A 15,021-nucleotide genomic window follows, 5' to 3' on the forward strand; every position below is an offset into this window, starting at 1 on the left:
TCAAATTTACTATATTCCAGCATTAAGGGCAAGGATTTGTTAATAAATAGAACTAAATGTGCATTAATTGAATACTTTTATTCATACAATTAACAATGCTGATGGATAAAATTACTAGGTTTGACGAAAAAAAATGGTAGGGACAATTGTAAATTTTGGAGCGATTATCGTGGGTGGGGCTATAGGTTTGAAATTTAAATCGATATTACCTCAAAGAGTTGTAGATTTACTATTCCAAGTTTTAGGTCTATTCACTTTATATCTTGGTTTTTCAATGGTACTAAAAACTGAACATGCTCTTCTGATTGTTTTTAGCTTGATACTTGGAGCATTAACAGGAGCGTTGCTTGAACTTCAAAAAAGAACCGATAAACTTGGAGATTATCTGCAAAACAGGTTTAACCTGAAAGGGAATAGGTTTTCGGAAGGTTTTATTGTTGCATCCTTGCTATTTTGCATGGGACCAGTGGCAATACTTGGTTCAATAGAGGATGGACTTGGAGGCGAACCAAAACTCCTTTTTATAAAAAGTTTGATGGATGGAATTGCTTCAATTGCCTTTGCTGCATCGTTAGGTGTTGGTGTGATTTTTTCTGCGTTGCCAATACTGATTTATCAGGGAGCAATTACTCTATTGGCAAGTTCATTGGGTGGGAGTTTTAATCAGGTTATGATAACTGAGCTTTCGGCTGTTGGAGGGATACTCTTAGTCGGTATGTCGATTAATATTTTAGATATTAAAAAGATATTTGTAATTGATTTTATTACAGCCTTGATTTACATTGTACCTTTGATTTACTTTTTCGGATAATTTTGTACCATGAGCGATTTTAAAAATGAACATATTAAGGTACTTACCAATCTTTATTTAGGTTTGTATAAGCATCAACCCGATGAAATTGTTTCGTTACCAAAATCGGGTTCTAGCAGGCAGTACTTTCGATTAACTAGCAGCAATAATTCAGTAATTGGTGCCTATAATGCTGATGTAAAAGAGAATATGGCATTTTTTTCTTTAACCCTTCATTTTCTCTCAAAGGGATTAAATGTTCCTAATTTGCTTTCAATCTCTGACAATCAGCAATACTATTTAATTTCCGATTTAGGAGATATTACGCTTTACTTATCGCTTTCTTGCCATTTAGCAAATAGCGAATATAATGAAAAGATGATGGGACATTTTAAATCATCACTAGTTCATCTCGTTCGTTTTCAAGTAGATGGTGCAAACGGTTTAGATTTTAGCAAATGCTACCCAAAGCAGATTTTCGATAGAAGATCGGTGATGTGGGACTTTAACTACTTTAAGTACTCATTTCTAAAACCCACAGGAGTAATTTTCGATGAGGAGATGTTGGAAGATGATTTTGAATCGTTCACCAATTACCTTCTTGATGATGAGATGATTTATTTCCATTACCGTGATTTTCAATCACGTAACATCATGGTAAAGGGTAATGAGCTATTCTTTATCGATTACCAAGGGGGTAGGAAAGGCCCTTGCCTCTATGATGTGGCTTCGTTTTTATATCAGGCTAAGGCTTCAATACCTCAATCGCAAAGGGATTTGCTTTTCGATTTCTACTTAGCGGAGTTGAGTGGTAAGAAAAAGGTAGATGTCAATCTACTAAAGAAACGGTTTCCTGCTTTTGTTCTATTTCGTGTAATTCAAACGCTTGGTGCTTACGGCTATAGGGGTTACTTTGAGGGGAAGGCACATTTTCTACAAAGCATTCCACCTGCAATTGAAAATATTGCTCAAATTCTAAAATCAGATTTTAGTGATTTAAATATCAATTATTTAATCGATGTTTTAAATGAGGTCGTAGAGATTTATCGGTTAAGATTTGAACAAACAGAGTTGCAAGAGGGTTTAACTATTGATATTACAAGTTTTTCGTTAAAGAATGGTTATCCAACCCCGAATGTTGAACATGGTGGCGGTTTTATTTTCGATTGTAGAGCACTTCAAAACCCTGGAAGACTTGCAAAGTATAAAGATTTAACGGGTCTCGATTCACCCGTTGCAGAGTATTTAAAGGCTAGACCCGAGGTTGATATCTTTATGAATAATACTTATGAACTGATTCGGAATGCGGTTGAGAATTACACACAGCGCGGGTTTAAATATATTTCGGTTGGTTTTGGATGCACAGGAGGGCAGCATAGGTCGGTTTACTGTGCAAATCAACTGGCTGATATGTTAAAAGATTTTCCTAAAGTGAATATCAGGATTTCGCATAGGGAGTTAAATAGGAAATAAAAAATTGATTATGTGCAAGAAAGGGAAGAATACCAAAGGGAAAGATGCTCTATATATTTGCAAGAACTGTGGCGGCACATCTAACAAGGAGAAGAAACTTTGTAAACCCACTAAAAATAAGTAAAGGAGTATCTACATGAAAGCAATGATTCTTGCAGCAGGCCTAGGAACAAGGCTAAAACCTTTTACCGATGATAGACCAAAAGCATTGGTTGAGGTTGGTGGTATTACTTTACTTGAGCATACAATTAAAAAACTTGTTGAAAGTGGATTTGATGAGATTATTGTTAATACTCATCATTTTTCGCCGATGTTAATATCGTTTATTCAAAGCAGAGATTTTGGAGCCACCATATACATTTCAGACGAATCGGATAGGCTACTCGATACTGGCGGCGGAATATTCCATGCTGCTAAATTTCTCGATGGTGATGCTCCATTCTTAGTGCATAATGTAGATATTCTTACCGATATTGATTTGAATGGAATCTATCAATCTCACTCCAATTCCAATGCAATAGTAACATTAGCCGTAGGTAAAAGGGAATCGTCAAGGGTGTTTCTGTTCGATAATGAGATGAAGCTTTCTGGTTGGAAAAATAAGCTTACGAATAAGCAGATTATTCCTGATAGTAGCCGCGAATCGCTTACTGAATTTGCATTTGCAGGTATTCATGTTATCAATCCCGAAATATTTAAGTTGACCAAAGCTGTGGGTGCTTTTTCAATTATCGATATCTACTTGAATTTATGTGTTAAGTATATTATTAGTGGATACGATGTTAGCAGTAATTTTGTGGTTGATGTTGGTAAACCCGATAGCATTCCAGTTGCAGAGGAGTTTTTGAAAGGGGAGTTAGAAGGCGGAAGACGGAAGTCAGAAGACCGAAGAAGTTTGAAGTTATAGAATTCAAATCAGTATTAAGCATTAAACTTTGATCTATTACTCATTTATTACCCCTGATCCAATTAGCTCATCATTATCGTACCAAGCGGCAAATTGACCGGCGGTTACACCTCTTTGTGGATTTTTAAAGATTATGTAGATGCCATTTTCACGGCAATGTAATGTAGCCTCCTGCAATGGTTGACGATACCTTATTCTTGCCAACATTTCAATGCTCTCGCCATTTTTTAATGCTCTATCAGGTCTTACCCAATGAACCTCAGATGAGTTAATAAATAACCCTTTACGATATAGCCCAGGGTGTTCTTGGCCCATGCCTGTGTAAACAATGTTGTTTTCTATATCTGTGGATATTACAAACATTGGCTCTGCTTTTCCCCCAATATTCAACCCTTTTCGTTGCCCGATGGTAAAGAATTGTGCCCCTTGATGCTTTCCAATCACCTCTCCATCCTTTTGATTGTAAGTAATTGGCTTTGCCAATGCGCTTAAATCATCAGAACTAGGACTGGTAATATTTGTGTAATAATCCTTATCAACCTCAATGATATTGCCACTCTTAGCGGTCAGTTTCTGTTGCAGAAACACGGGTAAATCAACCTTGCCTACAAAGCATATTCCCTGTGAATCCTTTCTGTCGGCACTTGCAAGGTTTAGCTCAGCGGCAATCCGTCTAACCTCTGGCTTGTGCAGATGCCCTATTGGGAATAGCGATTTTTCAAGCTGACTCTGATTTAGCTGGCATAGGAAATAGCTTTGATCCTTATTGGGATCGAGTCCCGCCAGAAGCCTGTAATAGGTTTTACCGTTTACTACTATCTCTTCCTTCCGGCAGTAATGTCCTGTAGCAACATAATCGACATTCAGGCTAAGAGCAGCCTTCATGAATGCATCAAACTTAATTTCGCGGTTACAAAGTATATCAGGGTTTGGGGTACGACCTTTTGCGTACTCATCAAACATGTAATCCACAACCCGTTTACGGTACTCATCGCTTAGATCAACATACTCAAAAGGAATTTTAAGCTTGCGTGCAACCATTTCGGCAAAATTCCGATCATCATCAAAAGGGCAATCTCCCTGTAAAACGCCAACAGTATCATGCCAGTTCTTCATGAACATACCAATTACCTCATACCCCTGCTCTTTAAGTAGATATGCCGCAACACTAGAGTCTACACCTCCCGATAAACCTACAACAACTCGTTTCATTATTTTTGTTAAGAAGGGGCAAAGTTAGTAATAAAAAAGAGGAGTTGGAAGGATGATTGGGTGGAGGAATGAGTTTATGTTGGTATGGTATTGAGTTCTTGATTTGTTGAATGATTAACGGTTCATGAAATAAAACTGGAACGAATCACCAAATTGCTGATTCGTTCCAGATAAATTTAACTATTTCTTTATGCTATACCGAATTTCTATAAATCAATGAATGTATTGACATGCAAATTACTATTGTTTTTGGATACTAAAGGTTTGATATATTTTAGTTGATTGTATTGTTAAAAAGTACATACCACTTGGTAACTCTTTAATATCAATTTGAATCTCCCTAGATTTACTTGTGATCTTGAATTCTTTTTCAAGAAGTTTTTGACCCAATGCAGTTGATAAAAATATTTTGTAATTACCATCTGCTAAATCATTGGATTTAATGGTCAACAATCCTGTTGTAGGATTAGGATATATTATCATTGGTCTAACATTGTCAATATCATTAATATCAGTAGATGATATTCCTAAACCAGAACATTGAATAGTTGTAGTCCCACTTATAGCAGTAGAGTTAATCGTGATATTACCGCTATAATAAATTGTCGAAATGGGAGAAAATGTAACGATAACATTTAGTGAGTCCCCTGCTCCAATGTTTCCGCTCCAATTTCCACTAAAACCTGACGGATAATTTATTGATAGAACGGTTAACGATGCATTTCCTATATTATTTATTGTTAATGTTTGCTGAGAAGAACTACCTACTTTAACACCACCAAAGTTTAAATTACCACTTAAACTGATTGCTGGAGTTGGAGCAACGGAACCTGTTCCTGAACATGTAATAGCATTGGTACCACTAGTTGCGTTTGAGTTTACAGTTATGTTGCCACTATAAGAAGTAACTGTTGTTGGTGCAAATGTAACAGTAACATTTAGTGAGTCTCCTGCTCCAATGTTTCCGCTCCAGTTTCCACTAAAACCTGATGGATAATTTATTGATGAAACGGTTAATGTAGCATCTCCTATATTATTTATTGTTAGCATTCGCTGAGATGAACTGCTAATAGGTATACTACCAAAACTTAAATTACCACTTACATTTATTACTGGATTTGCATTCGATGTTATTGTAAAAGAACTATTGCTAAAATCAGAAACACTACCGCTCATAGCGCTAATACCAATTTTATAATCACTACCATTCGTCAGATTCGAAGGCGGGTTAAAGGAGTATGTGCCTGTATTCGAAGCACTGGCTGCCAGTTGTAAAACATTTGAGCCATTTTTATATAAGTCAATCTGAATATTGCCTGTAATATTTGAGCTGTTCCATGTGATATTGTAGTTAGAGCCTTTATAGAGCGTTTCTCCCCCATTAGGGTATGTAACTGTAAGTGGCAATTGTCCCGCTTGTGCAATATTGAATGTCAAAACAGTGACACCACTACTCCCATCTTTTATTGAAATACTTCCCGTCCTTGCTGTTCCTGTGTTTGCATCAACATTATAGTTTGTGGTTCCATATCCTGGGTAAACTATACTATTAATCCAACTATTATTACTAATTGCACTATACGTGCATCCTGTTCCCGTGGCAGAAACAATAAATGAACCACTGCCCCCATTTGCTACAAAATTAGCGGATATAGGGTTTAATGACCAATTAGTACAAGATTGCGAAGTTATTGTAAAGAAACTATTGCTAAAGTCAGAAACACTACCGCTCATTGCGCTAATACCTATTTTATAATCACTACCATTCGCCAGATTCGAGGGCGGGTTAAAGGAGTATGTCCCTGTGTTCGAAGCACTGGCTGCCAGCTGCAGAACATTTGAGCCATTTTTATACAAATCAATTTGAATATTGCCAGTAACATTTGAACTGTTCCATGTGATATTATAGTTAGATCCTTTATATAGAGTTTCTCCCCCATTGGGGTATGATACCGTGAGAGGAGGTTGCGCTTGTGTTGTTACGGTAATTTGTTTTGATGCAAAATTATTATTTTCAATTAATTCGTTAACATCATTGTTTCCATCAGCCCAAAAGAATAAGTAATAATTGCCTTGTGTAGTGTTTGGTAGTATTTGAATACTAGTGCTTAATATATTACTACATGTATTAGGTGATACATTTGGAAAACCTGTTATCTGTCCTAAGTATACATCATTACTAGTGTTTAAATTTGCATCAGCAGAAAGCCATAATGTAACTTCATTTGCTCCAGAATTTGCCGTACCGATATTATCTTCTGAGCAACTTACTGTAATATTTGAACCTGCCGTAACAGTAGTTGGGTTAACATTTTGAGTTCCTGCTGTAATTATTAAATCAGCTAATGAAGAATAAACACATACTTGAAAATTGCCTTGGTTAGATGAGCCACTATCATAACTCCCAATACGAATATAATAAGTTGTATTTGTACTTAAGCCAGTAAATGTGCGTGATTCAAATCCACCATGTGCGCTTTCATCAATACAGCCATTAGTTATTTGAAGCATTGAATTACCACATGTGCCAGATAAAACTTGAACAGCCGGATCAAAGCTTCCAGTCCCTTGTACATTAATGGTAACCGTTGTTTTAGTCCCTGTATTAAAATAATAAAATACATCATCATCATTTATATTACCTGAACAAGAGGCGAACCCAGAAGATGTTGCTCCAATGGTTGTTCCTGATGTGTAATTACAAGAAGAGTTTAACGTTAATAATTTTGCCCCTAAACAATTGTCGTTTGATGGAGATGCGACTGATGGAACATAGACAGCACTGATTATCAACTCCGCTTCTTGTTGATTTGTTGGTGGATTACCTGAAAATAGCCAAAAATTAATATGGAGTCTTTCATTTCCTACTGGTGGATTATTGTTACCAGTATAAGTCCATTGTTTTATTAGATTATCTGAAGATGGTAAAGTTGCATAATGACCGTGATAGCTTTGAAAATAAATATTACTGCTATTCCAAATAAACTTATGTGTTGAGTAGTCGCCGGATAAGTTTAATGAAAAACTTTTTTGATTGTTGGTATTATAAGGAGAGGGTTGTATGGTGTACCATCCATCTACCTTCAGGGGATCTCCCCATCTTGAGAATTCGATATCGATTTCTCTACTATCGGTTTCATAAGTAAATAAACCAACAACTATATTTGGATCGTAGTTTTCAACATTGCTAGCGACATAAAATCTGTATTCTCCATAGCCGAAGGACTGTTGAGCTATTACTTCGGTACAGTACCAAATATTTCCGATTTTTCTTATTTTTAAATGTAATTGACCATTTGAGTCTACCCAAACACTACTTGGACTATTTGACCAATTATTTGGACCTGGGCCACCTGATCCATTTCTCACAGTCCAATTAAATCCTGCAAATTGAATTGTAGTTTGTGCATTTAATATATTTGCTAGGAATAAAAAGGAAAACAAAGTAATTAAGGTTATTTTTTTCATAATTGGTTATTTTTTATTACAAATTAGATTAATAATCGAAATGTTAGTACTCTATTATTTCCACAAAAATTGCAAATGAAACTGCTCTGCCAACGAAACTATATCCGTATTCAAACAAGTAATAAATACCTGCTTATATATAAATAATCGAAATGAAACTTAATAAAATCAGATCAAATTGAAAGGCGATAAATAATTGATAATTATATTAGTTAAAGTTAAATCAAATAAATAACATTTCATATCCCCCGTTTGGGTGATATTGAATCAATGTCGTTGACTTAAGGTTATTTAAATGCTAGTAGGACCTTCTGACTCTGCTAGGTTAACTGCCTTGGTTGACCTAGCAGAGTCAGAAGCGCTAGAAGAGTCAATAATAACCCAAACCGCCACCAAATCCCATCGCATTTTTCGATATTTAGCAAAAGCACCAAAACCACTTTCCACTTTCCACTTTCCATTTTTAACTTTTCACTCCCCACCTCCCTCTTTTAATTTTTCATTTCTCACATGTCAATTGTCATTTTTCGCTCGTCAAATATCATTTCTCACTTATCAATTACTATATCTCTCATGTCAAATACTATTTCTTACTAGCCAATTGCTATTTCTCTCATGTCAATTGTTATTTCTTTCATGTCAAATGTCATTTCGCATTCGTCAATTGTCATTTCCTTCATGTTGATTGTCATTTCGCATTCGTCAATTGTCATTTCCTTCATGTTAATTGTCATTTCTCGCTCGTCAATTGTTATATCCCTCATGTCAAATGCTATTTCTCACTTGTAAATTGCTAATTAGTTCATGTCAAATGTCATTTTGCAATCATAAATTGTCATTACCTTCATGTCGATTATCATTTCTTTCATGTCGATTGTCATATCTCTCACTACCTAAATGTGTAAAGCAAAACCTCTATTAAGTTTAGTCAAATGAGATATATGTTACCTTCACAGCATCACAGTGTTTTACCACCCAATTTTTTCAATCCGTTCTATTAATCTATTTTTGCTATTGTAAGTCAAACCATTTAATTAAATAACTCACCTATGATAAGATACTCTTTACTAAGCCTAGTAATGATTTTTAGTTTGACTGGTGTTTATAGCCAAACCGAACTGCAAACAGTTGCTGAGAAGTCAAACTTTGAATCAACCTCACGCTATGATGATGTGATGGCGTATATAAATCAGCTGCAAAAAACATCAAAGAATATCAGAGTTGAAACTATTGCCAAAACATTTGAGGGAAGGGATATCCCGTTAATTATTGTTGGTAACCCATTGCCAAAATCGCCAAAGGATTTGGTAAATGATAAAAGGGTTGTCGTTTACATTCAAGCCAATATTCATGCGGGTGAGGTTGAGGGCAAAGAGGCGGTATTGATGTATCTAAGAGATCTTCTAAAGATTAAAAACCCTGAGGTGCTTAAAGATGTTATTCTGCTAGTATGCCCTATTCTTAACGCCGATGGTAACGAAAAGATAAGTACAAAGAACCGTACCAACCAGAATGGACCTGTAAATGGAGTAGGAGTAAGGTATAATGGTCAATTTCTAGACCTTAACAGGGATGCTATGAAGATTGAATCGCCTGAAATTAAAGGAGTAATTACGAATATCTTCAATAAGTGGGATCCTGAAATTATAATGGATTGTCATACTACAAATGGTTCATATCATGTTGAACCAGTTACTTTTACTTGGATTATGAATCCCAATTGCGACCGTTCGCTAATCAACTACATGCGTGATAAAATGATGCCCGAAATGTCGAGTACTCTTCTAAATAAGTATAAAACTGAGAATTGCTTTTACGGCGAGTTTATCGATATGATGGATTATAGTAAAGGTTGGATATCCTATGCCGCTGAACCACGCTACCTAAGTAACTATGTTGGGGTTCGTAATCGACTCGGAATTCTTAACGAGAATTATGTTTATGCAGATTTTAAATCAAGGGTATTAGGATGCTATAGTCTTATCAATTCGTTGATGGATTATTCCTCATCGCATAAATCGGAAATCAAAGATTTGATTAAAAAGGTTGATGCCACTGCAATTGCCCGAGGATTAAACCCAACTGTGGCTGATTCATTTGCTATTGCTTATGAGGGAAGACCAACCCCAAATAATGTTACAATTAAAACCTTTGAGGCTGATGCTGTAGAGAGCGAGAATATATATGAACGTTACAAGAAAAGCGATAGGAGAAAGGATGTTACTGTAATTTATATTGCTGATTATTTTGCGACTAAGAATACGAAATTCCCTTTTGCATATATTTTATCTATTCCTGATCTTGATGTAATCAATGTTTTAAAAGCACATGGTGTTGTTGTTGAAAAGTTGAATAACACTATAAATCTTGATGTTGATAAGTTTGTAATTGAAGATATTAAGCCAGTTTCAAGATTAAGTCAAGGTCACTACAACGAGACCCTACAGGGTAAATTTGTAAAGGAATCAAAGGAATTCCCTGCTGGGAGTTATATTATTAGAACATCACAGAAGTTAGGATATTTAGCATCTTACCTTCTTGAACCACAATCGGACGATGGTTTGATGTTTTGGAATTTCTTTGATCGTTACCTAGTGCCTCAATGGAGTAAAAACTTTTACCCATACCCTGTTTATAAAGTGATTAATAATACAGAGATAAAATCAACAATTGATAAGTAGACGAACTAATATCGTTAAAGTGAATAAAAAAAAGGAGTCATATTTTCGACTCCTTTTTTTTCTATTAACCTTAAAAAAAACTATTTGAAAAGTGGAATAAGTGTGATGTATATGCCAGCAATTATTGCAGTGGTTATTACCCCTGAGATATTAGCACCAATAGCCTCCGGTAGTATCATGGCTGAAGGATTCACCTTTGAAACCTCCTTTTGAGCCACTTTAGCAGTTGTTGGAACACAGCTTACTGCTGCAATTCCAATAACTGGGTTGAATTTTCCTTTTGTAACAAAATACATTACGTATCCACCCAGAATCCCTCCAATACCCGATATAAGTAGTGAGATAATACCGAGTATAAGTAGTTTCAGAATCTTTGGATCTAAAATTAGATGTGCTTCGCAAAGAACTCCTAAAAGAAGACCAAGGAAAAGCGTGGAACCGTAAAGTAATGGACCGCTTACAAAATCGATCAGATGTTTTAGCCCTGATTCTCGGATAGCTACACCAAGAAATAGTGAGAAGAATAATGGAGCAGCTACAGGGAATAGTAAGCATAAAATAGTACATACTACAACTGCAAAAGCTAGTTTTTCGCCAGAACTTACAGGTCTAACTTTTTTCTTTTGCTTTTTCCTGTTGATTTCTGCCATATCTATTCCTCTTAACCTTTTAGGAACCATCAGGCGAATTAAGTAGGGGTATCCTCCATAAGTTAGCCCAAGGTATAAATAGGCAACAACAGTTATGGGAACAAATAGATGTTTTGCTAAGCTAAGTGATGTGAAAAGAACCATAGGTCCATCGGCACCACCCACCATAGCAATTGAAGCACTTTCCTTTAAGGTAAGACCAAAAAACATTGCAATTGGTATGGTTAAAAAGGTGCCTAGTTCACCGAATAATGCTAAAAACATACTCAAAAACGGTCGTTGTAAAACATAGCTAACATCAAGCAAAACACCTATCCCCATAAATACAAAACATGCTATGAGGCCATTACTAAATGTAAATGTGTAAATGGGTTGTAAAAAATCGATCTGGAGTATATCTATCAGCTGATCTGGATTTGTAATCATCGGATCAACAAATAGGTTTCCCTGAGTACCATCAGGCATAAACATTATCCCTGCATTTATTGCAGCCATGCCAAGACCCATAGGTATCATTAGCAATGGCTCAAGGACTCCTTTTTTCCCCAGATAAACCAGCAACATTCCAAGTAACATTAGGAATATTCTTGAGAAAATGATGATTGGCTCTGAGGTTAAAAGTGTAGAAATTCCTTGGAAAAGTTGGGAGAGATCAAGATTTCCCATAATAGAACTCAACGATTTCGTTTGTATTTAACTTTCCAGATTCACTACCGTTGGTGAAGCTACTATTCCGTAATTGTGTACCTACAGAATTGAGCGATAATAAATTATTTTGCCTCCTTATGCGATTAATATGTCGCACTCTATGCATACCTGCTTTAAAATCTACAGTCTGTGTTCTCATCATCTTTTGAATAGTATTAAAAACTATTTTAATGATGAATGCTACAAAAAAGCCTATGGCAAAAGTTATCCCAGCCATAAGCAAAGTGTACAATAGTACATTGCCCATGTTAAATCCTCCCTCACGAAATTAATTGGTTAAAAAATTCTTAGTTAAGATAGTGACAAAAGTATATGAAATCAATATTCAATCATCTTAATAAAGCAAGAAAAATAAATATTTAAGAACACACTTAAACAACATTATCTATGGTGTAAAGCAGTGTTGAAGGGCAATAATTATCTAAATAAAAACGCCCGAACCTATTATACAATTAAGTTCGGGCGCAACATAAATTTTCTTATTTACTTCTGCTCAATCTCCCTATTCATCTCAGTGATATCAACGCTATTGGAGTAATCGCCTATTAAATATTTTGAGAAATAATCGCCCATTAACCAGAAATAGTACTCGAACATATCGCCATATCCATGACGTTGCCCGGGAAACATAAAGTAATCAAATCGTTTATTGGCTCTAATTAGGGCATTCATCACCCTTGTTGTATTCCCAGGATGAACATTATCATCAATTTCACCAGTGGTTAAAAGGAGGTGTCCCTTCAAATTTTTTGCCAGCTGCGAGTTCTTTTCAATATCATACTCAAACTTCACATTCCCGCTTGTATCAGCAATTTCCTTTATTCCATGATGTTTCTCGCTCCACCACCTATTGTATATATTATTCTCGTGGTTACCAGCGTTAGATACAGCCACTTTAAAGAAGTCGGGGTAAACTAACATTGCTGCGGTTGACATAAATCCACCACCTGAATGACCGTGAATACCAACCCTGTTGACATCAATATATTTATGCCTATCGGCAAGTTGTTCAATGGTAACCTTTTTATCGGCAAGACCATAGTTTCTTAGGTTTCCGTATCCATAGTTATGATACCATTTTGATCTTGCTGGGTGGCCACCACGATTGCCCACCGTAATTACAATAAAACCGAATTGTGCTAGCCTATCAATTCTGTCCATACGAGTGGAGAATGCCTTATTCACGGCTTCCGTTTGAGGGCCTGGGTAAACATACTCAATAATTGGATAAAGTCTTGTTGAATCAAAATCGAAAGGTTTATACATTGCCCCATATAAATCGGTTATCCCATCGGCTGCTTTAACTTTAAAGATTTCTGGAAATTTATAACCTGCCTGGAAAAGGAGAGAAAGATCAGTTTTCTCAAGACTTGATATTTTATTTCCCATATTATCTATTAGAGACGATTCGGGAGTGGTATTTACTCTGGAGAAATTATCTACAAAATATTTATATGAATCCGATAAAACGACTGCATGATCAAAATCTCCCTTATTTAGAAGTTTTAGACCTGTGCCGTCAAAATTTATTCTATAGAGATGTAAATAGTATGGATCTTCATTTGGTTCTAAACCATTTGCAGTAAAATATAGTACCCTGTTTGTTTCATCAATCCCTTCGATGCTCTCACAATGGAATGGTCCCGAGGTGATTTGATTTTTTAGTTTACCATCGCCATCATAAAGATAAAAGTGCCCCCAGCCATCACGTTCCGACCAATGGATTAGCTCTTTCCCATTATTAACCAATCCCAAATCGTTTAAATCGATATATGTATTAAGCCTCTCCTCAATTAATACTGTAACTTTTCCAGTTTTGGGATCGGCGTAACAAATATCTGCCCTTTTTAGATCTCTGGAAATACGTGAGAAATAAAGTCTATCATTAGTTTTCGACAACCACTTTTTTGCAACATAATCATCATCACGCTCTTTGTTGAGTTTAGGTGCGCTATATATTGATAAATTCTGATCCTTAAATGCAGCCACATCAACTTTAATCATAGTGTCGGCAACCATATTATATATAAGAAGTTCCTCAATTGGGGATTCTTTTTCACCCGGCATTTGGTACTTATAGGTTTCGAGAGTTGGCCTTGGGTTTGAGAGAGTTTTTATAACCCAAAGATCTTTTACCTTTCGGCTGTCCTCACGGGCAAGTGCAAACATCTTTGAATCATGCGACCAAAGAATATAGGTGGGCTTGCGATTATCGATATTTTTTACCTCTTCCTCGTTATCCTCATTTTCTTTAGTATATCCATATTCATAATCTTTTACACCATCTTTAGTTATCTGATACTCAACAATTGTGGTGTCCTTTTCATCCTTTTTTGCTTTCTCGTAGTTCGATTTATCCATCCAGTAGAGATTGTGCTTTTTCGAGAAAACAATTTTTTCACCATCGGGCGAAATGTTTGCCCATTCAGGATTCTCCTTAATTTTCTTGAAATCATCAATCAACGTTAACTTTCCAGAAGTAAGATCGTACTCGAAATGATAAGTTTTTTTATCAGGTTTGTCACTATCTGCCTTATCCTTCTTCTTGTCTTTCTTCTTCATATCGTTTTCTTCCGAATCCTTTTTATCCTCATCAACCAAGGTGCTTTTCACCTCAAATTGGATTACCGTTTCGTTCTTTATGAATTTAATTTTTTCAATTGGTAGATGCTGCGCATCAAAAGGATCTCTTGATAATTTGGACATTTGGGCTGCCATGCTAACATTGTCGAATAGCAATTTCTTTACTTTAGAGGCAGGATCAACAATGTAGTAGTTTTTGCCATTTGAGGTTTCATAAGAGTACCAAAAGCGTTCGCTATTCTTTAACCAATGTGGATCAACGCTGGTACTGAATACCATTTTACCGACCTTCTTTGGTGAAAAACGTGTTGCAAGTTGATAGTTCGCCCTTTCAATAGGTTTGTTTTGTCCATATATGAGATTCGACGATACGAATATCAGAATTGTAAGATAAAACAATGATTTTTTCATGTCTTAATATGATTATGATGATGCACTTTTAGAGTATAATTTATAGAATAGGTTTAAAACAATTATCCTATTGTTTTTATAGAGGTCTTTAAAAATGTAAGAACTGAATTGTTTTTTTTGCATAAAAGATATTTTATA

General features: G+C 35.7%; 11 protein-coding genes. 4 read left to right on the top strand and 7 right to left on the bottom strand.

Annotated features, from left to right (window positions below; genetic code table 11):
* Window positions 1-133 precede the first annotated feature (133 nt).
* From HOO91_12745 to HOO91_12755, 3 genes are all read left to right on the top strand, one after another.
* The gene (locus tag HOO91_12745) at window positions 134-811 is read left to right on the top strand and encodes a DUF554 domain-containing protein (protein NOU18417.1); all 678 of its coding nucleotides are present in this window, start codon (window positions 134-136) and stop codon (window positions 809-811) included.
* Between the two features lie 9 nt (window positions 812-820).
* Entirely contained in the window at window positions 821-2,263 is a 1,443-nt protein-coding gene (locus HOO91_12750; GenBank protein ID NOU18418.1) for a phosphotransferase, read from the top strand.
* A gap of 136 nt (window positions 2,264-2,399) precedes the next feature.
* Window positions 2,400-3,170 carry a nucleotidyltransferase family protein gene (locus HOO91_12755; GenBank protein NOU18419.1) on the top strand — a complete coding sequence of 257 codons (771 nt, stop codon included), beginning with the start codon at window positions 2,400-2,402 and terminating at the stop codon, window positions 3,168-3,170.
* Window positions 3,171-3,206: 36 nt separating this feature from the next.
* On the opposite strand, the gene mnmA is transcribed toward HOO91_12755, so the two are convergent.
* The 4 genes from mnmA to HOO91_12775 all read right to left on the bottom strand — a co-directional run bounded on the left by mnmA (window position 3,207) and on the right by HOO91_12775 (window position 8,614).
* A complete protein-coding gene (gene mnmA, locus HOO91_12760; protein NOU18420.1) occupies window positions 3,207-4,382 on the bottom strand; it encodes a tRNA 2-thiouridine(34) synthase MnmA in 1,176 nt (391 codons plus the stop codon).
* Window positions 4,383-4,622: 240 nt separating this feature from the next.
* Entirely contained in the window at window positions 4,623-7,850 is a 3,228-nt protein-coding gene (locus tag HOO91_12765) for a choice-of-anchor D domain-containing protein (GenBank protein NOU18421.1), read from the bottom strand.
* 291 nt (window positions 7,851-8,141) lie between these two features.
* Window positions 8,142-8,297, bottom strand: coding sequence for a hypothetical protein (locus HOO91_12770; GenBank protein NOU18422.1), 156 nt, complete (start codon window positions 8,295-8,297; stop codon window positions 8,142-8,144).
* Between the two features lie 146 nt (window positions 8,298-8,443).
* Complete coding sequence (locus tag HOO91_12775; GenBank protein NOU18423.1) at window positions 8,444-8,614, bottom strand: hypothetical protein; 171 nt, start codon at window positions 8,612-8,614, stop codon at window positions 8,444-8,446.
* Between the two features lie 285 nt (window positions 8,615-8,899).
* Here HOO91_12775 and HOO91_12780 point away from each other — a divergent pair, with 285 nt between their 5' ends.
* The gene (locus HOO91_12780) at window positions 8,900-10,531 is read left to right on the top strand and encodes a M14 family metallopeptidase (GenBank protein NOU18424.1); all 1,632 of its coding nucleotides are present in this window, start codon (window positions 8,900-8,902) and stop codon (window positions 10,529-10,531) included.
* 80 nt (window positions 10,532-10,611) lie between these two features.
* Here the strand turns inward: HOO91_12780 and HOO91_12785 are convergent, their stop codons facing one another.
* The 3 genes from HOO91_12785 to HOO91_12795 all read right to left on the bottom strand — a co-directional run bounded on the left by HOO91_12785 (window position 10,612) and on the right by HOO91_12795 (window position 14,883).
* The gene (locus tag HOO91_12785; GenBank protein ID NOU18425.1) at window positions 10,612-11,847 is read right to left on the bottom strand and encodes a sodium ion-translocating decarboxylase subunit beta; all 1,236 of its coding nucleotides are present in this window, start codon (window positions 11,845-11,847) and stop codon (window positions 10,612-10,614) included.
* On the bottom strand, window positions 11,834-12,106 hold the full coding sequence (locus HOO91_12790) for a hypothetical protein (GenBank protein ID NOU18426.1): 273 nt from the start codon (window positions 12,104-12,106) through the stop codon (window positions 11,834-11,836). Before HOO91_12790 ends, HOO91_12785 begins: the two co-directional genes overlap by 14 nt.
* A gap of 266 nt (window positions 12,107-12,372) precedes the next feature.
* Window positions 12,373-14,883 carry a prolyl oligopeptidase family serine peptidase gene (locus HOO91_12795; GenBank protein NOU18427.1) on the bottom strand — a complete coding sequence of 837 codons (2,511 nt, stop codon included), beginning with the start codon at window positions 14,881-14,883 and terminating at the stop codon, window positions 12,373-12,375.
* Window positions 14,884-15,021: the final 138 nt, after the last annotated feature.

This window comes from Bacteroidales bacterium (assembly GCA_013141385.1).
Lineage (GTDB): Bacteria > Bacteroidota > Bacteroidia > Bacteroidales > Tenuifilaceae > UBA8529.

Bases quoted from the DNA above. Each gene is read 5' to 3' on its own strand.
- HOO91_12785 (NOU18425.1), bottom strand. From the start codon at position 11,847: ATGGGAAATCTTGATCTCTCCCAACTTTTCCAAGGAATTTCTACACTT.
- HOO91_12795 (NOU18427.1), bottom strand. From the start codon at position 14,883: ATGAAAAAATCATTGTTTTATCTTACAATTCTGATATTCGTATCGTCG.
- HOO91_12765 (NOU18421.1), bottom strand. From the start codon at position 7,850: ATGAAAAAAATAACCTTAATTACTTTGTTTTCCTTTTTATTCCTAGCA.
- HOO91_12775 (NOU18423.1), bottom strand. From the start codon at position 8,614: ATGAGGGATATAACAATTGACGAGCGAGAAATGACAATTAACATGAAG.
- HOO91_12755 (NOU18419.1), top strand. From the start codon at position 2,400: ATGAAAGCAATGATTCTTGCAGCAGGCCTAGGAACAAGGCTAAAACCT.
- HOO91_12745 (NOU18417.1), top strand. From the start codon at position 134: ATGGTAGGGACAATTGTAAATTTTGGAGCGATTATCGTGGGTGGGGCT.
- HOO91_12790 (NOU18426.1), bottom strand. From the start codon at position 12,106: ATGGCTGGGATAACTTTTGCCATAGGCTTTTTTGTAGCATTCATCATT.
- HOO91_12750 (NOU18418.1), top strand. From the start codon at position 821: ATGAGCGATTTTAAAAATGAACATATTAAGGTACTTACCAATCTTTAT.
- HOO91_12780 (NOU18424.1), top strand. From the start codon at position 8,900: ATGATAAGATACTCTTTACTAAGCCTAGTAATGATTTTTAGTTTGACT.
- mnmA (NOU18420.1), bottom strand. From the start codon at position 4,382: ATGAAACGAGTTGTTGTAGGTTTATCGGGAGGTGTAGACTCTAGTGTT.